This window comes from Amycolatopsis sp. NPDC003676, assembly GCF_053587275.1.
Window position 1 is genome coordinate 148,334 of the sequence record NZ_JBSFNS010000007.1, and the last position, 19,420, is coordinate 167,753.

The following is a 19,420-nucleotide window of genomic DNA, read 5'->3' on the forward strand; positions in this document are numbered from 1 at the left end:
GGCGGGTGCCGGGAGGCTGCCCGGCGTGCTTCCAGCCTCGCCGGGATCGGTGCGGTTTTCGTCGGCGTACGGGCTGGCGCCGGGTGGATCCGCGGCTCAACCCGGAGGTGGAGAGGCCGGATCGTGACCATTGCCGAGCAACCACGTGGGGGTGATGGTCGTCTATTCGGGTGATACGGGTCCTACCGAATGTGACCCGACCGAACGCGGGGGTACCGGATCGTGAAAAGGGTTCTGGTGGGGATGGCGGCGCTGGCCGCGGCTTTCGGGCTCGTGGCGTGCTCCGGCGGCACGGCCGGGTCGGCTTCCGGCGGCGGGGCGGTTCCCGCGGCGGCGAGCGTGCCCACCTCGTCCAGCGTGCCGGCCAGCAGTTCCGCCCCGGCGACCAGCAGCAGCCCGGCGAGCACCAGCGCGACTCCGACGCCGAAGCCGACTCCGAAACCCGCGCCCAAGCCGCAGCCGAAGGCCGACCCGGAGCCGAGCGCCGACGTTCCGTGCGCGGCGGCCGCCGCCGCTTCCGGCACCAGCGCCTGTGTCGACATTTCCGGACACCGCGCGTGGCTGCTGCAGGACGGCAAGGTGATCTACGGCCCCGTCTCGATGCTGCCCGGGCGCAAGGGGCACGCGACCCCGACCGGCACCTTCCACGTGCTGTCCAAGGAAAAGCTGCACCTGAGCAAGCAGTTCGACAACGCGCCGATGCCGAACTCGGTCTTCTTCTACCCGGGCGACGCGTTCCACACCGGCAGCCTGAAGGTGTACTCGCACGGCTGCATCCACCTGTCGGCGGCGTCGTCGCTGCGGTTCTTCAACACCCTGCACGTCGGCGACGTGGTCCAGGTCGTGCCCTGACCCAGAGCGTCACGTTCAGATAAATATCACCCGATAGAGGCAACTTCGTCCCCCTTTTGAGCGATTACCGAACGCTCAGAAAGGGGGCCTTGGATGGCCTGGCGCAAGCTCCGTTCCCTGCTCGTGGCCGCACTCGCGGCGGTCGCGGTTCCCATCGCGGTCGCCCCGGCGGCAGCTGCCGACACTCCGGCGCTGCCGCCGGGGTTCGTCTTGCGGGACCTGCCCACCGGGCTCGGGCAGTACGAGTTCACCGACTTCGCCTGGCTGCCCGACGACAGCGTGCTTGCCCTCGGCAAGTCCGGCGTCGTCAACTGGGTCCCGGCCGCGGGCACCGGCGCGCCGCAGCGGATCGCGACCTTCCCGGTCGAGACGCAGGGCGACATGGGCCTCACGAGCATCGCGCTCGCGCCGGACTACGCCACCTCGCACCAGATCTACCTGAACCGCTCGGTGTCGCTGGGCAATGGCCAGTACACGCTGCGCGCCGCCAAATTCACCGTGCAGCTCGACGGCGCGGGCCATCCGTCCGGACTGACCGGCGAGCAGGTGATTTTCGACCTGCCCGGCAGCCCGTATTACATCCACGGCCTCGACACGGTCTACCCCGCGCCGGACGGCACCCTCTGGTACTCCGTCGGCGACAACGGCGACGCGGGCAAGACCAATCCGGTCGCTTTCGTCGCGCAGGACCTCGATTCGCCGTTCGGCAAGATCCTGCATATCACCGCGGATGGCAAGGGCGTGCCGAGCAACCCGTACTACAACGCTTCCGCGCCGGATTCCGCTCGCAGCAAGGTGTTCGCGAGCGGTTTCCGCAACCCGTTCCGGTTCAGTCTCGACCCGAAGAGCGGGCTGCCGGTGGTCGGCGACGTCGGCTGGTACACCTGGGAAGAGCTGGACGTCGTGCAGCCTGGCGCGAATCTCGCGTGGCCTTGTTACGAGGGGAACCATCCCACGCCGGGTTATTCGACGGACGCGCGTTGTGCTTCGGTGGTGAACACTCCGCCGTTGTGGGATTACCAGCACGGGACTGGTCCCGCGCAGGGCAACAGTGTCACTGGCGGAATTGTGTATGGGGGCACTACCTATCCGGCTGCTTACCAGGGCGCGTATTTCTTCGGCGACTACGCGGGGCAGAAGATCTGGACGTTGCGGTATGACGCTCAGGGCAAGCTCACGCAGGCACCGACGAGTCCGCCGCCGTTTCAGAATATCGGTGGGGTTACTCGGATTTCCGCCGCGCCTAACGGGGACATCGTCTTCAGCGACCTCAACTCCGGGGTGCTTCGGCGGTTGAGTTACTCGACGAACAACGCTCCGCCGGTGGCCAAGGCCACGTCTTCGACAGATCCGGATACTCGCACCGTTTCCTTTGACGCCAGTGGTTCTACTGATGCTGACGGGGACTCGCTCACATACGCCTGGGACTTCGGCGATGGCAGTACCGGTACCGGGATTCAGGCCAGCCATCAGTACGGGGACGGTGCTTCGTTCACCGCGACTTTGACGGTGACGGATCCGCTTGGCGGGGTTGGGACGGCGAAGATCGCTGTCGCGCCGGGTAACCACTCGCCGGTGTTGACTTTGACCGCGCCGGACAAGAATTTCGCGGTGGGTGAGCCGGTTTCGTTGTCCGCCACGGCCACGGACGTTGAGGATGGAGCGCTTCCCGTTACGTGGACGTCGTTGATTCGGCATTGTCCGGATCTTGGGGCTTGTCACGTGCATCCCGGGGACGGGGCTACTGGGCCTACGTTGACGGTTCCGTTTACTGATCACACTGACTCGCGGATGGAGTTCACCGCGACTGTCACCGATAGTGCGGGAGTGCAGGCCAGTAAGACGTATGTTGCTTACCCGCGCCAGCATCGGTTGACGTTGGTGGGGACGCAGCCCGCCGCGTTGAGCATCCCGAGCGAGGGTGGCGTCAGCAGTGCGATGGTCACGGAGGGTGCGACGTTTGACGTGACCGCGGCGTTGGTTGGCACCGACGGGGTCTCCAAGTTCACCGGTTGGCAGGGCGGTCCGGCTACCTCTTCGTGGTCGATCACCGTGGGGGCTGGTGATATGACGCTCACTGCCAACTACGTGACGGCGATTGACCAGCGGTATGCGGCTGAGCCGGGATTGCGGAGTTTGCTTGGTGCGCCAACGGGTCCTGAGGTGGTGGACGGCCCGGTGCGGCACCGCGTTTACGCGAACGGCCGGTTGTACTGGTCGGCGGCTACCGGGGTGCGGGAGATCGGCGGGCAGATCCTGGCCCGCTATCTCGCGATCGGCGGGCATCAGATTTATGGGCCGCCGGTGACCGACGAGACTCGGACTCCGGACGGAGTGGGCCGGTATAACCATTTGCTGGGTACGCCCGGCAGCCAGGCTGCTTCTATTTACTGGACCGCGTCCACGGGGGCGCATTCGGTGCAGGGGCAGATCCGGGCCAAGTGGGCTGCTCTCGGCTGGGAACGCGGGGTGGGGTATCCGACCACTGACGAGTCCGGTACTCCCGACGGGGTCGGGCGGTATAACCACTTCACTGGTGGATCGGTTTATTGGACGCCTGCCGGTGGGGCGCATCAGATCGGCGGGGCTATTCGGGACAAGTGGGCTTCGCTGGGCTGGGAGCGGGGTCTTGGCTACCCGGCTACAGACGAGTCCGGGACGCCGGACGGAGTGGGGCGGTACAACCACTTCACGGTCGGCGGCTCGATCTATTGGACCCCTTCTACTGGGGCGCACCAGATTGGCGGGGCGATCCGGGACAAGTGGGCTTCTCTGGGTTGGGAGCGCGGGATGGGGTATCCGACCACCGACGAAACCGGGACTCCTAACGGGACCGCGCGGTACAACCACTTCACCGGCGGTGGCTCGATTTACTGGAGTGCGAGCACCGGGGCGCACATGGTGCAAGGGGAGATTCGCAAGCGATGGGCCGCGCTCGGTTGGGAGAACGGGTATTTGAGGTTGCCGACCTCGGATGAATACCCGATCAGCGGGGGCGCTCGCAGCGATTTCCAGGGTGGCTACATTATTTACCGGAATGGGGCCGCGACGGATTACCGGTGGTGAACCGGGCGAGCGGCGGCCGTCGGCGCACCAGCTGCCGACGGCCGCCACCGCGGCCGGGCCTGCTCGGGCGGCGGTAGCTTCGCACTCGAATTTCTTGTTACTGTGTCGGCAGGCCGTGACTGGCGTGTGAAGATGGATCACCATCGGGGAGCGGCCTCGTCCACGTGACGTCATGCCGTACGCCTGGGCTCTTAGGGATCGAGATCCGGGAGACACGGCGATGGTTCATCCTCTGGCCTTTTCGGGAGAGTCCTGGCACCGGCCTCGGCTGGTGGGAATTGTCAACGTCAGCGCGGATTCGTTCTCCGACGGCGGCAGATTCCTGTCTCCGGCGAACGCGCTCGCGCACGCTCGCCGCTTGCTGGCGGCAGGCGCGGACGTCGTCGAACTCGGCCCCGCGGCCAGCCATCCAGGCGCTGAACCGGTGACCGCCGACGAGGAGGTCCGGCGGCTGGACCTGGTCCTGGACCGGTTGGTCGCCGAGGGCATCCCCGTATCGGTCGATTCGTTCCAGCCCCGGACCCATCTTTTCGCCGCCGCTCGTGGCGCCGCGTTTCTCAACGACATCCAGGGATTTCCGGACCCTGAACGGTATGCGGAGCTGGCGGGTGCCGGATGTCGCCTCGTTGTCATGCACTCGGTTCAGCGGCGGGGACCCGCGACCAAGGTGCGCACTGACCCGCGAACGGTGCTGACGGCGCTGGAGCAGTTCTTCGACCAGCGGCTGGCCGCGCTCCAGGCCGCGGGCATCGACCGCGAGAGGCTGATCATCGATCCCGGGCTCGGATACTTTCTCGGCTCCACCCCGGAACCGTCGCTGGCAGTGCTGGCCGCACTCCGGGAGATCAGGACTCGGTTCGGTGTCCCGATCATGGTCTCGCCGTCCCGGAAGTCGTTTCTCCGCGCGGTCACCGGACGTGCTCTGGCGGAGATCGGACCTGCCAGCCTGGCCGCGGAGCTGTACGCCGCCAGCCACAGCGTCGATTTCATCCGGACTCACGACGTCGCCGCGCTTCGCGACGCGCTCACTGTTCTCTCCGCTTTGGACCAATACCCCGGAGCCAGCCGATGACGCGCCTCGACACCGCTCGGATCCGAACCGCTCGCCAGCGGATCGACCCTGTTTTTCTTGACACTCCGCTGTATCGCTGCGAGGCGCTGGAGAGCGACCTCGGGTGCGCGGTGAGCATCAAGCTCGAGACAGCGAATCCGGTCCGCAGCTTCAAAGCACGCGGCACCGAAGTGGTCGCCAATGCGCTCGCCGACAACCGTGCCTCCGCTGTTGTGTGCGCGAGCGCGGGAAACCTTGGCCAAGCCCTCGCTTGGTCCGGCCGCAGCCGAGGCATCGACGTCACCGTGGTGGCCTCCCGCTTCGCCCCCGCGGCCAAGCTCGAGCGCATCCGCGCGCTGGACGCCAGGCTCGAACTGGTGGACGGCGACATCGAAACAGCACGCGAACGAGCGGCGGCCATCGCGCGGCACGACGGCATCCGGCTGGTCGAAGACAGCCTGGACCTCGAGACCTGCGAGGGCGCGGCGACTATCGGCCTGGAACTGGCGGACACCGTGCCTTCGTTCGATGCCGTGCTGGTCGCGCTGGGAGGAGGGGCGCTGGCCACCGGGGTGGGGCACGTGTTCAAGGAGCGCGCGCCCGAGACCGAGGTGATCTGCGTCCAGCCGCTGGGCGCACCGGCGATGACACACTCCTGGCGCGCGCGGCGAGTCATCCCGACCGACTCGACCGACACCATCGCCGACGGCGTCGCCGGCCGCTTTCCCATCCCGGCTGTCCTGAACGACCTCCTCCTCGTCGCGGATGACGCCGTCCTGGTCCAAGAGGCGTCGATCATCAACGGCATGCGGATCTTGCTCGATCGCGCCGGGCTGGTCGTCGAACCCTCAGCCGCGCTCGGCATCGCGGCGATCCTCGAAAACCGAGACCGCTTCGCTGGGCGGCATGTGGTCACGATTGTCTGCGGCAGCAACGTCGACGCGGCCGCCTACCGCAGCTGGGTCGGGGCGGGTTCTGGGCACAAGTTTTGACGGTTTCTCCGGGGCGCGGGGGACAGTTGCGTCCGCCCCAGCCGAGCGAGCTAAGCCGAAGCAGACGCGGCGCAGAACTCCTTCCCCTCCGGATCCGCCATCACCGCAGCCATCCCCTAAAGCTACTGCCCACCACCGACAAAAACTCAGACCAGATCAGCGGGCCGGGTGCCGGTGGAGGCGAGCGGCAGACCCAGCGCGACCCGTTCAGTCAGCCACCCGCTGGGACGGTAGCGAGGATCCCCGGTGGCTCGCAGCAGGCCATTCAGAATCCGCAGGACCTTCTCCGGACCGACCAGATCGCCCCATTCCAGCGGGCCTCGGGGATAGCCAAGGCCCAGCCGTACGGCGGTGTCGATATCCGCGGGAGCTGCCAGACCCTGGTCGGCGATGTAGCAGGCCGTGTTGATGATCGAAGCCAGAAGGCGTTGTGCGATGGGCGCGGCACCGTCGCGGACGACCGTTACGGGAGTCCCGGTGGCGGCCAGGGCGCCCCAGGCGGCGCGGCCGTACTGCGGGTCCAGTCCAGGGTGGACAGACAGCGTGAAGCGCGATTCGTAGCCCAGGGCGTCGATTCCGCAGACGCGTGCGGCAGGCAATTCCAACTGCCGGGCTGCCTCCACAGTGGACTCTCCGCGCAGGGTCACCAGGAGAACCGTGTCGGGGTAGGCATCTGGGACGACGTCGACGCCTGCTGCGGACAGGAGGCGGCCAAGGCGTTCGTCGGCGGCGTAGACCGGCATCGAGGGAGCGGGCGGGGCCGGAACCTCGGCGGGGAGTTCTTGTTTTCCGTCGGTGTAGCGGTAGAAGCCTTCGCCGGTTTTGCGGCCGAAGAGTCCGGCGGCGACGCGCGGGCGGGTGAGCCACGACGGGCGCAGGCGTGGTTCGGCGTGGAAGCCGCTCCAGATGCTTTCCAGCACCGCATGCGAGACATCCAGGCCGGTGAGGTCCAGCAGCTCGAACGGGCCCAGCTTGAGACCGAGGACGTCGCGCGCGATGCGGTCGATCTCGGCGGGAGAAGCGAGAGACTCCGAAAGAATCTGCAGGGCTTCGGTGTTCAGGCCGCGCCCTGCGTGGTTGACGAGGAAGCCGGGGGCGTCCTTCGCCAGTACGGGTTCGTGGCCCCAGCCGCGGACCAGTTCGAGCGCTTCGCCCGGCAGCCAATCGGCGGTGCGGGCGCCGGGGATGACCTCGACCAGGCGCATCAGCGGGACCGGGTTGAAGAAGTGCAGGCCGATCATGCGCGCGGGGTCAGTGATCCCGGCGGCGATTTCGGTGACGGACAGCGAGCTGGTGTTGGTCGCGAAGATGGTGTCCGGGCCGCAGACCTTCTCCAGACCGGCGAAGAGGGTTTGCTTCGTTTCCAGATCTTCGCGGACGGCTTCGATCACCAGATCCACGCCCTCGGCGGGGGCGAGCGGGCCGTCGACCGGGACCAGGCGGTCCTTCGCCGCGCGGCCGGCGTCTTCGGCCAGTTTGCTCTTGGCGACCAGCCGGTCGACCATCGCGCCGACGTGCTCGATCGCCGCGTTGACCGCGTCCGGTGCTGCGTCCGCGAGTTCCACGGTGGCTCCGCCGGTCGCGGCGAGCTGGACGATGCCTCGTCCCATCACGCCGGTGCCGATCACCCGGATCCTGCCGACCCGTCCGGCCCATCCCGTCACGTCGAACCCACCTTTCGCTTTGGCGCCACGGCGAACTTACCCCGGACTACAGGCCGACGAAGTCCGCCATCTGCCCGATGAGGTGCTCGAAGTACGCGTCGGTGGGGTCGACACTGCCGACGTACTGGCCGAACAGCTCGAAGTTGAGCGCGCCGAACAGCTGCGTCCAGGCCCCGATGGCACGCATGACGACCTCGGCGGGCGCGTCGATCTCCAGGATCCGGGTGAGCTGATCGGCCTGCGCGCGCAGTTCCTCCGACATCGGCGCGGTGACCGCTGGCTCGTGCGGATGGGCGTCGCGCAGCACCGCGACCAGCGCGAACGCCACTCGCCCGGCGGGCCCGACGGTGTCCTGCGGAGCTTGGTAACCGGGGATCGGCGAGCCGTAGATGAGCGCGTACTCGTGCGGGTTCGCGCGGGCCCACTCGCGGGTCGCGCGCCAGATGGCTCGCCAGCGCGTGCGCGGGTCGCCGGTGCGCGGATCGGCCTGCTCGGCGGCCTCTCCGACGGCGTTGTACGCGTCGACGATCAGTGCGGTGAGCAGGTGATCTCGGCTCGGGAAGTACCGGTACAGCGCCGACGAGACCATCCCGAGTTCACGGGCGACCGCGCGCAGGGAAAGTCCGAGCGCGCCGACCTCGGCCAGCTGGCGGCGGGCCTCGTCCTTGATCTCGCGGGTCAGCTCGGCGCGGACGCGTTCGCGGGCGGTCCGGGGTGCGGCAGTCATGCGATCAGTGTGCCTCGATTGAGAGCGCTGTGCAAAACCGAGAGCACTGCTCTTGACAGCCGACAACCGCCGGTGTTCACTGTTCACAACAGAGAGCACCGCTCTCGAAAACCGAGGAGGACCCCATGACCAGCACTCGTTACGTCGAACCGGGCAAGGCGACCGCGGCGTTCAACGGCGTCGTCCGCTGGCTCACCAAGCGCGGCGTCAGTGTGTGGGGCAGCCGGGTGCTGGGCGTTCGCGGTCGCAAGTCCGGCGAGCTGCGCGAGATCCCGGTGAACCTGCTGCCGTTCGAGGGCAAGCAGTACCTGGTGGCCGCGCGCGGCGAAACCCAGTGGGTGCGGAACCTCCGCGCCGCGGGCGAGGGCCAGCTGACCGTCGGGCGGCGCACCGAGACGTTCACCTACCGCGAGCTGGCGAACGAGGAGAAGCCCGTCATCCTGCGCTCGTACCTCAAGCGCTGGGCGTTCGAGGTCGGCGTGTTCTTCGACGGCGTGGACGCGAAGGCACCGGAGGAGAAGCTGCTGGAGATCGCGCCGGGCTACCCGGTGTTCGAGGTCTTCACCAGGTGAGTCAGTGCGTGCGTTTCCGGAACGTCGTGGCCGCGACGAGGACCACGCCGACCAGGAACGCGACCAGCCCGATCAGGAACCACAGCTTCTGGCCGGTCATAAAACTCCCGGTCAGCACGCCGACGCCCTGCAGCACCCACACCGCGCCGACGAGCACCAGCACCACACCGCACGCCAGCGTGATCCACCGCTTCACGACAGCCTCCTCGCTCGGAAGGGAACCTCGAGGAAGTCTCTCAAGGTTCCCTTCAGGCGACTAACCGCGGCGGCGAGGCTGTCCGTTGCCGAACTGCTGGGCTTCGCCGAGCGAGGTCGCGGTGGCCGTGGTGCCCTGGACCTTCGCGATCACGGTGACGTTGTCGCCGGACTTGGGCGAACCGGTCTTGGCGGTCGACGAATCCAGCGTGTAGCTCTGCTTGTAGCCGTCCTTGCTCGTCAGGGTCACCGAGGTGGCGCTGAGTTCGGTGATCGTCCCGGTCTGCAGGCGTTCGGTCACATACCCGCCGGCCGGATCGGCCACCACGAAGTCGCCGTGCAGCGCGTCCCGCAGCGCGGCCATTCCGCCCATTCCTCCGCGACCGGCGAAACCGCCCTGCCCGCCGGGTCCGCCCGGACCGCCGAAGCCGCCGGGACCCTGACCTTGCTGCGCGGTCGCGTTGTTGCCGCTGGTGCCCGCCCAGATCGCCAGTCCGCCGCCCACCGCGATCACGACCGCGACGCCCGCCGCGATCGCGGTCTTCCGGCCGGACCACGTCTTCCCGGGACCGCTGCCGCCGGATGCGGGAGCAGGCTGCTCTCCCCAGGTCGCGCCCTGTGCTGGATCGGTCGTCATGGTCTCCTCCGGAACGTTCGAGCTGGTTGTTCCCGAGCGTCGGGGCGCGCGCTGTGCGGAAGCTGTGCCGGACGTGGGGGACACCTGTGCACCCAGGCGGGGGAACCGCACAGGAAACGCACAGCCGGGGCACAGCTCGACCTGAAGGCGGGCCCTGAAGATGGCACCATGAGCAGTGTGAACGCCGCATCTGCCGGCCGGGGCAAGGCCGAACTGCGCCGCGCGGACGGCAGCCCGGTCCGCGTGCTGGTCGTCGACGACGAATCGACGCTGGCCGAACTCGTGTCGATGGCCCTGCGGATGGAGGGCTGGGAGGTGCGCAGCGCGGGCACCGGAGCCGAGGCGGTGCGCGTCGGCCGCGATTTCCGGCCGGACGCCGTGGTGCTCGACGTGATGCTGCCCGATTTCGACGGGCTCGAGGTGCTGCGCCGGATGCGCGCCGAAACGCCTTATCTGCCCGTTCTTTTCCTGACCGCGAAAGACGCGGTGGAAGACCGGATCGCCGGGCTCACCGCGGGCGGCGACGATTACGTGACCAAGCCGTTCAGTCTCGAAGAGGTGGCGTTGCGGCTGCGCGCGCTGCTGCGCCGGGCGGGCGGCGTTTCCGGTTCGACCGGATCGCAGCTGGTGGTCGGCGATTTGACGCTGGACGAGGACAGCCGCGAGGTGCACCGCGGCGGCGATCTGGTGCCGCTCACCGCGACCGAGTTCGAATTGCTGCGCTACCTGATGCGCAATCCGCGCCGGGTGCTGTCGAAGGCGCAGATCCTCGACCGCGTGTGGAGCTACGATTTCGGCGGCCAGGCCAATATCGTCGAGCTGTACATTTCCTATCTCCGCAAGAAAATCGACGCCGATCGGGAACCGATGATCCACACCATGCGCGGCGCCGGGTATGTCCTCAAACCCGCCGCGGGCTGAGCGCCGCCGTCCGTGGTCGTTGCGCCGCCGGCTGATCATGCAGCTGGCGGCGCTGCTCGCGCTGGTCTGCGTCGTGGTCGGCGTGGTCACCGAACTCGCGTTGAACAGCTTTCTCGTCGGGCAGCTCGATCAGCAGCTGGCGGCGGCGAGCGACCGCGGGTTCCGGCACGGTGTGCCGCGGCCGCCCATCAACGGCACCGGCAAGGCGCCGCCGGATCCGTTGCGCGTGCTCGGCCAGCCCGAGGGGACGCTCAGCCTGGTCGTCCACAATGGAGCGGTCAACGGACAGGTGATCGGTCCGTTCGGTCTCGTCCCGCTGTCGTCGGAGCAGGAACGGGTCCTGCTCGTGCTCGCGCCGAACGGCCAGCGTCGCACGGTCGAGATGCCCGGGAACCTCGGAAAATACCGGGTGGTGTCGACGTATTCGCCGCGCGGCGAGTTCACCGTGATCGGCTTGCCGATGAGCCGGGTCGCGGAAACGTTGTGGCGGCTGGGATTCATCTTCGGCGGCGTCGCGCTCGGCGGCATTCTCGTTGCCGGATTCGCCGGTGCGGTCACGATCCGGCGCACGATGGCTCCGCTCGACCGGCTCGCCGCCACCGCTTCCCGGGTTTCCGAACTGCCGCTGGACCGCGGCGAGGTCGCGCTGTCCGAGCGAGTGCCCGAAGTGGACACTGATCCGCGAACCGAGGTCGGCAAGGTCGGCTCGGCGATCAACCGGATGCTGGGCCACATCGCTGAGGCGCTCGCCGCCCGCCAAGCCAGCGAAAGCCGGGTGCGGCGGTTCGTCGCGGACGCGAGCCACGAATTGCGCACTCCGCTCGCCGCGATTCGCGGGTACGCGGAATTGACCCGGCGCAGCGGCGAACAGGTGCCGCCGGACATCGCGTTCGCGATGAGCCGGGTGGAATCCGAATCGGCGCGGATGACGACGCTCGTGGAAGACCTGCTGCTGCTCGCCCGGCTCGACTCCGGACGTCCGGTGGTGCACCAGCCGGTCGATTTGTCCCGGCTGGTCGCGGACGCGGTCGCCGATTCACACGTCGCCGGACCGGACCACAAGTGGCTGCTAGAGCTTCCGGGCGAACCCATCGCGGTGCTGGGCGATTCCGGGCAACTGCACCAGGTGGTGCTGAACCTCCTCGGCAACGCCCGAACGCACACGCCCGCGGGCACCACGGTCACGACCGCACTGTCCACACGAGACGGATGGGTCACTTTGTCCGTTGTGGACGATGGGCCGGGAATTCCGCCGGAAATCCTGCCCGAGGTATTCGAGCGGTTCGCCCGTGGCGACAATTCTCGTTCGCGCGCCGCTGGGAGTACCGGGCTTGGGCTGGCGATTGTCGCCGCGGTCGTAGCCGCGCATTCCGGACGGGTGATGGTCACCAGCGGGCCGGGGCGGACCGAATTCGTTGCCGCGTTCCCGCAATTGCGTGACGGTGGCAACACTCCTTCGTGAGTGATTCACAGCCCGCGCACAGCACGGGCCGTGAGAATTGCGGGCATGACGACTGTCGACGCGCCCGTCCTGGTGGGCACGCCACGCTGGGTCCGGCCCGCGGTCGCGGTGTTGCTGCTCGGCACTGCCGCGCTGTACCTCACCAATATCGCGATTTCCGGTTGGGGCAACGATTTCTACGCGATGGCCGTGCAGGCGGGCACGTGGGACTGGAAAGCGTGGTTCTTCGGCTCGCTCGATCCGGGCAACGTGGTCACCGTCGACAAACCGCCGCTTTCCCTGTGGATGATGGGATTGTCCGGGCGGATCTTCGGATTCTCCAACTGGAGCATGCTGGTGCCGGACGCGCTGGCGGGCGTCGGCTCGGTCGGGCTGCTGTATTTGGCGGTGCGGCGGCTTTCCAGTCCTGTGGCCGGGCTACTGGCCGGGGCGTTGCTCGCGCTCACTCCGGTGGCCGCGTTGATGTTCCGGTTCAACAATCCGGACGCGTTCCTCGTGCTGCTCCTGGTGGCTGGCGGGTATTTCCTGGTGCGAGCGCTGGAAAACGCGAGCACGAAGTGGTTGCTGCTGGCGGGCGTCGCGATCGGCTTCGGATTCCTCGACAAGATGCTGCAGGCGTTCCTGGTGTTGCCCGCCTTCGTGCTCGCGTACGCGGTGGCTGCGCCGACTTCGCTGGGACGGCGGGTGTGGCAACTGCTCGCCGCTGCCGGTGCGGTGGTGGTTTCCGCGGGCTGGTGGGTGCTCGCGGTGGCGTTGTGGCCGGTGGCCGACCGGCCGTACATCAGCGGGTCGACGAACAACAGCGTGCTGGAATTGGCCTTCGGGTACAACGGACTCGGCCGGATTTTCGGCCAGTCGCACGGTGGGGACGCGCGACCCAAATTGCCGGAGTTTCCCGGCGCTGAGCATGGCTTTGGCGGCCAAGCTGGCTTGACTCGGTTGTTCACTCAGCAATTCGGCGGCGAGGCGTCCTGGCTGTTGCCCGCCGCCTTGATCGGGCTCGTGGCCGGGCTGTGGTTCAGCCGCCGAGCGCCGCGCACTGATCGCACGCGGGCAGCATTGCTGCTCTGGGGTGCCTGGACGGTGGTCAGCGCTCTTGTGTTCAGCTACATGAGCGGGATCATCCACCCGTACTACACGGTCGCGCTCGCGCCGGGAATCGCCGCCACAGTAGCGATTTCCGCGACCGAACTGTGGCGCGGCCGCGCTTACCTGGCCCCGCGAGTGGTGCTTGCGGTGATGCTGGCGGCGACCGTCGCGTGGACTTTCGTGCTGCTGCACCGGACGCCGAACTGGCAGCCGTGGGTGCGGTACACCGTGCTGGTGCTCGGCGTCCTAGGCGTGGTCGCGTTGCTGATCGGGACTGCGCGCCGAGTCGTCGCGGGGCTGGCGATCGTGGCTGCGTTGCTGGGGATGGCGTCTTTCACCGTGGCTACCGCTGCGACGGCGCATACCGGTGGAAGTCCGGCATCCGGGCCGCAAAGTGAGCGCAAGGGCCGCGTCAGTTTCGGCGGGCCGCAACAGTCCAATGTGGAGCTTAACCGGCTGCTGGAGACCACGACAACGAAGTGGGCCGCCGCCGAAACCGGTGCGATGCAGGCCGCTGGCCTGGCGTTGAACAGCGGCAAACCGGTGCTCGCGGTCGGCGGCTTCAGCGGCAGCGACCCCGCGCCGACGCTCGCGCAATTCCAGCAGTACGTGGCAAGCGGCGACATCCACTACTTCGTCGTGGCCGCGCGCAACGGCCGTGGCGGCCCTGGCGGCTTTGGCGGCAGCCGCGGCACCTCGGGGAAGATCACGAGCTGGGTCGAGCAGCACTTCCCCGCCACCACGGTCGGCGGCGCGAAGGTGTACGACCTCACGCAAAGCTGACCGAGATATTGGCTCCGCACAAGACAAAACACGGCAGCTCGGCCGGGATGCGCCCGGCGAGCCAGGCGGCCAGCGGTGCCGCGGCGGCGGGTTCGACGGCGAGCCGGAAGTCGCGCCACAGCAGGTCGCGCGCGGCGAGGATCTCGGCGTCGGAGACCAGCACGGAGGTGACCGACGGCGAGTTGAGGATGCCGAACGCCAGCTCGCTGACGCGGGTCGCGCCGAGCGCGGAAGCGGCGACCGAGTCGATGGTGACGTCCACCGGCTCGCCCGCGGCGAGGGCGGCATGCAGCGCTTGGCAGTGCTCCGGCTCCACCGCGAACACCTGACGGCCGCCGGACGCCAGCGTCGCACCGGACGCCAGCCCGCCGCCGCCCACCGCGACGGCGACGGCGTCGACGTCCGGTGCGTCGGCCACGATCTCCGCGGTCGCGGTCCCTTGGCCGGCGATCACGTCGGCGTCGTCGTACGCGTGCAGATAGCGGGTGCCAGGTTCCGCGGCGACCGCCAGCGCGGCTGCCGCGGCTTCGGCGTAGGCCGTGCCATGCCGGATGAGCTTCGCGCCCGCCGCTTCGATGCCCGCGGCCTTCGCTTCGGGCACGGACTCCGGCACGTAGACGACGGCGGGAATGCCCAGCGCCTGCGCGGCGGTGGCGACGCCGAGGCCGTGATTGCCACCCGACGCCGTGACCACTCGCTTCGGCTTAGCGCCGGTGAGCAGGGCGTTTACCGCGCCGCGGAGCTTGAACGAACCAGACCGCTGGAGGTGCTCCAGCTTGAGGACGAGCGGACGCCCGTCGATTTCGGTGCGTAACAGCGGCGTCCACCGGACGTGTGGCCGGAGGCGGAGATGGGCAGCGGCGACGTCGGCGGCGACAGGCGGGGTGCGCATATCGGCCATTCTCCTCCCTGGCGTACTCGCGTGCGTGCCGCTCGCCGGGAAAACCCCAGCGTGTCAGGGCGCGACACGGTACAAGAGGGCATTGTCTAGATCTTGCGGATCTCGCTAAGCTCTGCGCAGACGTGGGGTGTCCGACCATGTGCGTACCGCGACGAGTACTACTGAGAGTAGTAGCTTTCTGCGGGTGTCCCCGTTCGGTGCACTCCACGCCTCGGTCTCGTCGGGACTCCTCGGGAACGGAAGGTGACGTGGATGCGCGACGGCTCGGCCCGGTCGCCTGAATCCGCTGCGCGGCTGCTCGACCGCCTCGGACTCCGCACTGTGCAAGCGCGAGTGACCGTGTTGGTCGTAGCTCCGCTGGTCCTGGTCGTAGCGGCGGCGGTTCCGCTCGTCTTTGCCCAGGTCACAGCCGTGTCGACGGCCGCGACCGCTTCGGACGCCGCGGCCCGGGCGCAGCGAGCGGGCGGCCTGATCGGACAGTTGCAGCAGGAAAGCCTGCTCACGGCCGCTTTTGTCACCGACCCGTCGGCCACCACTACGGCGCTCGTCCGGCAGCGGCAAGCGGTGGACAGCGCTGCGCACGGCGTCGCGGACAGCCTGATCAGCCCGGGCGGGGCGCTGTCGAAACTGCGGCAGAACGTGCTCAATCGTCAGGTTTCCGTAGCTGACGTGGCGTCTGGCTACGATTCCTTGTCCGTCGGCGTGATCGACGCACTGGGACTGGCCACTTCGGACGGTACTGGTGCCCGGCAGCTCAACGCCCTCGACGCCCTGCTGCGCGCGGACGAACAGCGCGCGGCCCGGGCGACCGCGCTGATCGCGTCCACCGGCCCTGACCGCGCAGGTCAGCGCGCCGCCGTCTACGGAGAACAGTTTGCCCGGCTGGCCGGAAGCCAGGACGCGGCGCAGCTCGCGGCGGTCGAGACTGGCGCGACGGCTCAACAGTTCGACCGGCTGGCTGCCGCGCCGAGGCAAGATCGACAGTTTGTGTCCGATGTGGTCACTGCCGGTACTCAACTCGCCGATCAGCGCGGTGCGGTCGAAGCCCGGCTTTCCGGGGCGATCGCCGACGCTGTCTCCGCGCAGTCGTCCAGCGCGACCCGGACGGCGTCCATCATCGGCGGTGCCGCGATTGTCCTTTTCGGACTCGTTGCCGCTTTGTCCGTGCTGGCCGCACGATCCGTCGTCCGGCCGCTGCGCAGGCTGAGCACGCAAGCGCGCTCGACCGCCGACCTGGCTGCCGCTGAATTGGTTCAGGTCGCCGAGCCGGGATCGGGGCCGCCGCAACCGTCGCTGCCCGCTCTCGAAGCCGGAACCGGCGGTGAACTGGCCGAGCTGGCCGCCGCGTTCAACCGGCTCCGCAGCGCTGGCGTTGATGCGGTGACCGAGCAGGCGAACGCGCGCCGCGCCGGAGTCCAGTTGCTCGTCGGAGCGGCCAAGCGTACGCAGAACCTGGTCGCGGGCCAGCGCACGGTGGTCGAGGAATTGACGCGCAGCGCGGACGATCCGGTGTTGCTCGCCGGGCTGCACCGCGTGGAGCACGCCGCGCTCCGGCTGCGCCGCACTGCCGACGATCTGCTTGTGGTGACCGGAAATCGGGACGAAACCCGGGTCGGCGGTCCGATCGAACTGGCTACCGCGTTGCGCTCGGCCGCTGCGGAAATCGACGACGAATCCCGGATCCGGCTCGACGAACCGGCGGAGGCGCTGCTCGCGCCGTCGCTGGGGATCGACCTGGTGCTGCTGTTCGCCGAACTGCTGGAAAACGCCGCTGCCTTCTCGCCGCCGGAATCCGCGGTGGAGATTTCGACGGAGTTCCAGCCGTCCGGCGATCTGCTGGTGCGCATCGCCGATCACGGCGTCGGGCTGTCCGCGGACCGGCTGGCGCAGGAGAACCGGCGGCTCGCCGAACCGGTCGACGCGGCGTCCGGGCAGCAGCTCGGACTGGCCGTGGTCGGACGGCTCGCCCAGCGGCATTCGCTGCGCGTCGAGCTGGAGTCCACTCCGGACGGTGGCGTGACGGCCCGGGTTTCGGTGCCGCAGGCGCTGTTCACCCGCGACGTCGATTTCCGTCGCGGGCCAGGGCTTTTCGAACCGGGACAGGTGCCGGACCCGCGTCCGGTGCTGCTGCCCGCGCCCGCGATCGCCGCGCTGTCCGCGCCGACTCCGGCCGGATTCCGGTGGTTCATCGACCCGCCGGAACTCGAAACCGAAGAGCCGGAGCAGGCCGAGACGCCGCAATGGCCGGAGGCGGAACCGGAATTCGCCTCGCGCGCCGGAACACTGGAACTCCCCGAAGAAACCGAAGAGACCGAAGAAGCTGAAGAGTCCGAAAAGGACACTTCGGAAGCGCAGGACGTCGCGGACCCGTCCCCGACGCACCAGTTCACCGTGGTGCCACCGGAATCCCGAGACGGCGTCTACCGCCGCGTTCCCGGTGCCCAGCTGGCCCCCGGGCTCAAACTGCCGCAGATCGTCCGCACCCCGTTGCCGCGTCGCGAATTGCGCGATCCGGCCGCCGAACGGGCCACCTTCGACTCGTTTTCCGACGGCGTCGCCAAAGCACAGCAAGTCACCGCTCAGCAGGCCGATCAAGGAGGATCATGACCGTTCCCGCCGCCGCGCAGAACTTCAACTGGCTGGTCAACCGCTTCGCGCTGCACACCGCGGGCGCGATCGCCGCACTCGCCGTGTCCGCGGACGGGCTGCTGATCGCCGCGTCGCAGGACCTCGACCGCGCGGACGCCGACCGGCTCGCGGCGACCTGCTCGGCGATGCTCGCGCTGGCCCAGAGCGTGTCCGAAAGCCATCCGCTCGGCGATCCGGACAAGGTCGTGGTCGAACTGGAACGCGGCTACCTGGTGGTCTGCACCATCAGCATCGGCTGCTCGCTCGGCGTGCTGGCCAACAAGCAGGCCAGCCTCGGCACGATCGCCTACGAGATGGCGATGTTCGCCAACCGCGCGTCCGAAGTCCTTACCCCCGCGCTGGTCGAGGAGTTGAAGAACACCGCGTTCGCCTGACCCGTGAAGATTCTCGTGCTTGGCCCGGCCGGAGCCGGGAAAACGACAGCGGTGCACGCCGTTTCGGAGATCGCGCCGGTGCGCACCGACGCCGGCGACACCACCGCGGCGCTCGACTTCGGCAGGCTCGGCGAAGGCGAGCGGCGGCGGTACCTGTTCGGCGCCCCCGGGCAGGCCCGGTTCTGGTTCCGCTGGCCGGACCTCCTGCGGGGCGCGGATGCCGTGCTCGTGGTGGTCGACCCGCGCCGGATCGCCGACGCCTACCCGGTGCTCGACGCGGTCGAAGGCATGCGGCTGCCGTTCGTGGTCGGGGTGAACTGCTTCGACGGCCTGCTCACCCGGCCGCTGCACGACGTGCGCTGGGCGCTGACCGTGCGCGACGGCGTCCCGGTGCATCCGTTCGACGCCCGCGACCCGGCGTCCGTGCGGGAGGTGCTCGACCTCGTCGGGGCCGGGGTGGCGCGGGGGTCGGAGGTGCCGCAACCGAGTCCGCTATAGTCGTCTGCGGGGACCCCCCGTGGCGTCCACCCTGTGAACTTCCCCAGGGCCGGAAGGCAGCAAGGATAAGCGGGCTCTGGCGGGTACGGGGGGAACCCGCTTTTTTTATGCCTAGAACAGGCCGAGGACGTCATCCGGCGGCACCGGCGAGGGCAGCTCTTCCGCGTCGGACACCGATGCGGCCTTCCCCCTAAGCTGACGCAGCTCATCCCCGTGCACCACCCGCGCCGGATACGGCGAAGACGCCGCGCGCCGGGTCAGATCCGCCGTCGGCAGTTCGAGCCGCGAGGCGGCCAGCACGAGATTGCCGAATCGCCGGCCGCGCAGCACGCTGGGTTCGGCGAGCAGGACGACGTGCGGAAACACCTCCGCCAGCGTCGCGATGAACCGGCGCGCGAACCGCAACCCAGGCCCGTCGGAGATGTTCGCCAGCATCGTGGCTCCCGGTCGCAGCACGCGGGCGACGTCCGTCACGAATTCGACGGTCGCCAGGCCGCCAGCCAGCGTCGCGCGTTCGAAGGCGTCGATCACGATCAAGTCCGCCGTCGCGTCGTGCCTGCTGCGCACGCCCGCGCGGCCGTCCTCGATCCGTACTCGCAGCTTCGGGACGCTGCGCAGGTCGAGTTGTTCGCGGACCAGGTTGATCAGGGGCTCGTCAGCGTCGAACACCAGCTGTCGCGAACCCGGTCGCGTCGCGGCGACGTAGCGCGGCAGGGAACAGCCCGCGCCGCCGACGTGCAGCGCGTCGAGCGGTCCGGGCGGAAGGAAGTCGACCAGATCGCCGAGCCGGCGTACATAGTCGAACTCCAGGTTCGTCGGGTCGTCCAGATCGACGTAAGACTGCGCCACCCCGTCCACCGAAAGCATCCAGGCGTTGGGCCGATCGGCGTCGCGCAGCAGCTCGGCGGTCCCGAACCGCACCGGGTAACTGCCCGGTCGCGGGCCGCTCGGCGCACGGCCGCGACCGGAACGGGAGGGGCTCACCGT

Annotated in this window: 18 protein-coding genes, 1 other RNA gene and 1 riboswitch; of the genes, 12 read left to right on the forward strand and 7 right to left on the reverse strand. The window is 68.7% G+C overall.

Features of this window, described 5'->3' with window-relative positions; all coding sequences use genetic code 11:
* Positions 1 to 182: 182 nt before the first annotated feature.
* Entirely contained in the window at positions 183 to 542 is a 360-nt protein-coding gene (locus tag ACWDNU_RS06740; RefSeq protein ID WP_449668054.1) for a hypothetical protein, read from the reverse strand.
* 37 nt (positions 543 to 579) lie between these two features.
* Between ACWDNU_RS06740 and ACWDNU_RS06745 the strand changes: the two genes are divergently transcribed.
* The 4 genes from ACWDNU_RS06745 (at position 580) to ACWDNU_RS06760 (ending at position 5,961) form a co-directional block, all read left to right on the forward strand.
* Positions 580 to 852 (forward strand): L,D-transpeptidase family protein, encoded by a 273-nt coding sequence (locus tag ACWDNU_RS06745; RefSeq protein ID WP_370933368.1) that lies wholly within the window; start codon positions 580 to 582, stop codon positions 850 to 852.
* Positions 853 to 945: 93 nt separating this feature from the next.
* Positions 946 to 3,918 (forward strand): PQQ-dependent sugar dehydrogenase, encoded by a 2,973-nt coding sequence (locus ACWDNU_RS06750; protein ID WP_449668055.1) that lies wholly within the window; start codon positions 946 to 948, stop codon positions 3,916 to 3,918.
* Positions 3,919 to 4,023: 105 nt separating this feature from the next.
* Positions 4,024 to 4,114, forward strand: a riboswitch (ZMP/ZTP riboswitch).
* A 24-nt stretch (positions 4,115 to 4,138) separates the two neighbouring features.
* A complete protein-coding gene (folP, locus tag ACWDNU_RS06755) occupies positions 4,139 to 4,990 on the forward strand; it encodes a dihydropteroate synthase (RefSeq protein ID WP_449668056.1) in 852 nt (283 codons plus the stop codon).
* Complete coding sequence (locus ACWDNU_RS06760) at positions 4,987 to 5,961, forward strand: threonine ammonia-lyase (protein WP_449668057.1); 975 nt, start codon at positions 4,987 to 4,989, stop codon at positions 5,959 to 5,961. Before folP ends, ACWDNU_RS06760 begins: the two co-directional genes overlap by 4 nt.
* A 146-nt stretch (positions 5,962 to 6,107) precedes the next feature.
* On the opposite strand, the gene ACWDNU_RS06765 is transcribed toward ACWDNU_RS06760, so the two are convergent.
* Positions 6,108 to 7,625, reverse strand: coding sequence for a 3-hydroxyacyl-CoA dehydrogenase (locus ACWDNU_RS06765; protein WP_449668058.1), 1,518 nt, complete (start codon positions 7,623 to 7,625; stop codon positions 6,108 to 6,110).
* A gap of 46 nt (positions 7,626 to 7,671) precedes the next feature.
* A complete protein-coding gene (locus tag ACWDNU_RS06770; RefSeq protein WP_370933374.1) occupies positions 7,672 to 8,352 on the reverse strand; it encodes a TetR/AcrR family transcriptional regulator in 681 nt (226 codons plus the stop codon).
* 125 nt (positions 8,353 to 8,477) lie between these two features.
* Here ACWDNU_RS06770 and ACWDNU_RS06775 point away from each other — a divergent pair, with 125 nt between their 5' ends.
* Complete coding sequence (locus ACWDNU_RS06775; RefSeq protein ID WP_449668059.1) at positions 8,478 to 8,924, forward strand: nitroreductase family deazaflavin-dependent oxidoreductase; 447 nt, start codon at positions 8,478 to 8,480, stop codon at positions 8,922 to 8,924.
* Between the two features lies 1 nt (position 8,925).
* On the opposite strand, the gene ACWDNU_RS06780 is transcribed toward ACWDNU_RS06775, so the two are convergent.
* Together ACWDNU_RS06780 and ACWDNU_RS06785 are read right to left on the reverse strand one after the other, a co-directional pair.
* Positions 8,926 to 9,120 carry a hypothetical protein gene (locus ACWDNU_RS06780; protein WP_354748708.1) on the reverse strand — a complete coding sequence of 65 codons (195 nt, stop codon included), beginning with the start codon at positions 9,118 to 9,120 and terminating at the stop codon, positions 8,926 to 8,928.
* A gap of 60 nt (positions 9,121 to 9,180) precedes the next feature.
* On the reverse strand, positions 9,181 to 9,756 hold the full coding sequence (locus ACWDNU_RS06785; RefSeq protein ID WP_449668060.1) for a hypothetical protein: 576 nt from the start codon (positions 9,754 to 9,756) through the stop codon (positions 9,181 to 9,183).
* A gap of 168 nt (positions 9,757 to 9,924) precedes the next feature.
* On the opposite strand from ACWDNU_RS06785, the gene ACWDNU_RS06790 reads away from it, so the two are divergent.
* Genes ACWDNU_RS06790 through ACWDNU_RS06800 form a run of 3 tightly spaced genes read left to right on the forward strand, consistent with a single transcriptional unit; the run spans position 9,925 to position 14,011 of the window.
* The gene (locus tag ACWDNU_RS06790) at positions 9,925 to 10,677 is read left to right on the forward strand and encodes a response regulator transcription factor (protein ID WP_043834561.1); all 753 of its coding nucleotides are present in this window, start codon (positions 9,925 to 9,927) and stop codon (positions 10,675 to 10,677) included.
* Positions 10,652 to 12,139, forward strand: a complete 1,488-nt coding sequence (locus tag ACWDNU_RS06795) for a sensor histidine kinase (protein WP_449668061.1) — start codon at positions 10,652 to 10,654, stop codon at positions 12,137 to 12,139. Before ACWDNU_RS06790 ends, ACWDNU_RS06795 begins: the two co-directional genes overlap by 26 nt.
* 45 nt (positions 12,140 to 12,184) lie before the next feature.
* Positions 12,185 to 14,011 (forward strand): glycosyltransferase family 39 protein, encoded by a 1,827-nt coding sequence (locus ACWDNU_RS06800; RefSeq protein WP_449668062.1) that lies wholly within the window; start codon positions 12,185 to 12,187, stop codon positions 14,009 to 14,011.
* Here ACWDNU_RS06800 and ACWDNU_RS06805 read toward each other — a convergent pair.
* Complete coding sequence (locus ACWDNU_RS06805; protein WP_449668063.1) at positions 13,998 to 14,903, reverse strand: serine/threonine dehydratase; 906 nt, start codon at positions 14,901 to 14,903, stop codon at positions 13,998 to 14,000. The two genes, ACWDNU_RS06800 and ACWDNU_RS06805, sit on opposite strands and share 14 nt — an antisense overlap.
* Positions 14,904 to 15,164: 261 nt before the next feature.
* Between ACWDNU_RS06805 and ACWDNU_RS06810 the strand changes: the two genes are divergently transcribed.
* From ACWDNU_RS06810 to ffs, 4 genes are all read left to right on the forward strand, one after another.
* Complete coding sequence (locus ACWDNU_RS06810) at positions 15,165 to 17,519, forward strand: sensor histidine kinase (RefSeq protein ID WP_449668064.1); 2,355 nt, start codon at positions 15,165 to 15,167, stop codon at positions 17,517 to 17,519.
* Positions 17,516 to 17,935, forward strand: a complete 420-nt coding sequence (locus tag ACWDNU_RS06815; protein WP_009084595.1) for a roadblock/LC7 domain-containing protein — start codon at positions 17,516 to 17,518, stop codon at positions 17,933 to 17,935. The genes ACWDNU_RS06810 and ACWDNU_RS06815 overlap by 4 nt, the downstream gene beginning before the upstream one ends.
* A gap of 3 nt (positions 17,936 to 17,938) precedes the next feature.
* Positions 17,939 to 18,433, forward strand: a complete 495-nt coding sequence (locus ACWDNU_RS06820; protein WP_449668065.1) for a GTP-binding protein — start codon at positions 17,939 to 17,941, stop codon at positions 18,431 to 18,433.
* Positions 18,434 to 18,438: 5 nt separating this feature from the next.
* Positions 18,439 to 18,538: signal recognition particle sRNA small type (ffs, locus tag ACWDNU_RS06825), an RNA gene on the forward strand.
* Between the two features lie 6 nt (positions 18,539 to 18,544).
* Here ffs and ACWDNU_RS06830 read toward each other — a convergent pair.
* Positions 18,545 to 19,417, reverse strand: a complete 873-nt coding sequence (locus ACWDNU_RS06830) for a spermidine synthase (RefSeq protein ID WP_449668066.1) — start codon at positions 19,415 to 19,417, stop codon at positions 18,545 to 18,547.
* Between the last annotated feature and the right edge of the window lie 3 nt (positions 19,418 to 19,420).

Coding starts and splice junctions, on each gene's coding strand:
- ACWDNU_RS06790 (WP_043834561.1), top strand. CDS start 9,925: ATGAGCAGTGTGAACGCCGCATCTGCCGGCCGGGGCAAGGCCGAACTG.
- ACWDNU_RS06760 (WP_449668057.1), top strand. CDS start 4,987: ATGACGCGCCTCGACACCGCTCGGATCCGAACCGCTCGCCAGCGGATC.
- ACWDNU_RS06770 (WP_370933374.1), bottom strand. CDS start 8,352: ATGACTGCCGCACCCCGGACCGCCCGCGAACGCGTCCGCGCCGAGCTG.
- ACWDNU_RS06740 (WP_449668054.1), bottom strand. CDS start 542: ATGTCGACACAGGCGCTGGTGCCGGAAGCGGCGGCGGCCGCCGCGCAC.
- ACWDNU_RS06795 (WP_449668061.1), top strand. CDS start 10,652: ATGTCCTCAAACCCGCCGCGGGCTGAGCGCCGCCGTCCGTGGTCGTTG.
- ACWDNU_RS06815 (WP_009084595.1), top strand. CDS start 17,516: ATGACCGTTCCCGCCGCCGCGCAGAACTTCAACTGGCTGGTCAACCGC.
- ACWDNU_RS06800 (WP_449668062.1), top strand. CDS start 12,185: ATGACGACTGTCGACGCGCCCGTCCTGGTGGGCACGCCACGCTGGGTC.
- folP (WP_449668056.1), top strand. CDS start 4,139: ATGGTTCATCCTCTGGCCTTTTCGGGAGAGTCCTGGCACCGGCCTCGG.
- ACWDNU_RS06810 (WP_449668064.1), top strand. CDS start 15,165: ATGCGCGACGGCTCGGCCCGGTCGCCTGAATCCGCTGCGCGGCTGCTC.
- ACWDNU_RS06805 (WP_449668063.1), bottom strand. CDS start 14,903: ATGCGCACCCCGCCTGTCGCCGCCGACGTCGCCGCTGCCCATCTCCGC.
- ACWDNU_RS06750 (WP_449668055.1), top strand. CDS start 946: ATGGCCTGGCGCAAGCTCCGTTCCCTGCTCGTGGCCGCACTCGCGGCG.
- ACWDNU_RS06785 (WP_449668060.1), bottom strand. CDS start 9,756: ATGACGACCGATCCAGCACAGGGCGCGACCTGGGGAGAGCAGCCTGCT.
- ACWDNU_RS06775 (WP_449668059.1), top strand. CDS start 8,478: ATGACCAGCACTCGTTACGTCGAACCGGGCAAGGCGACCGCGGCGTTC.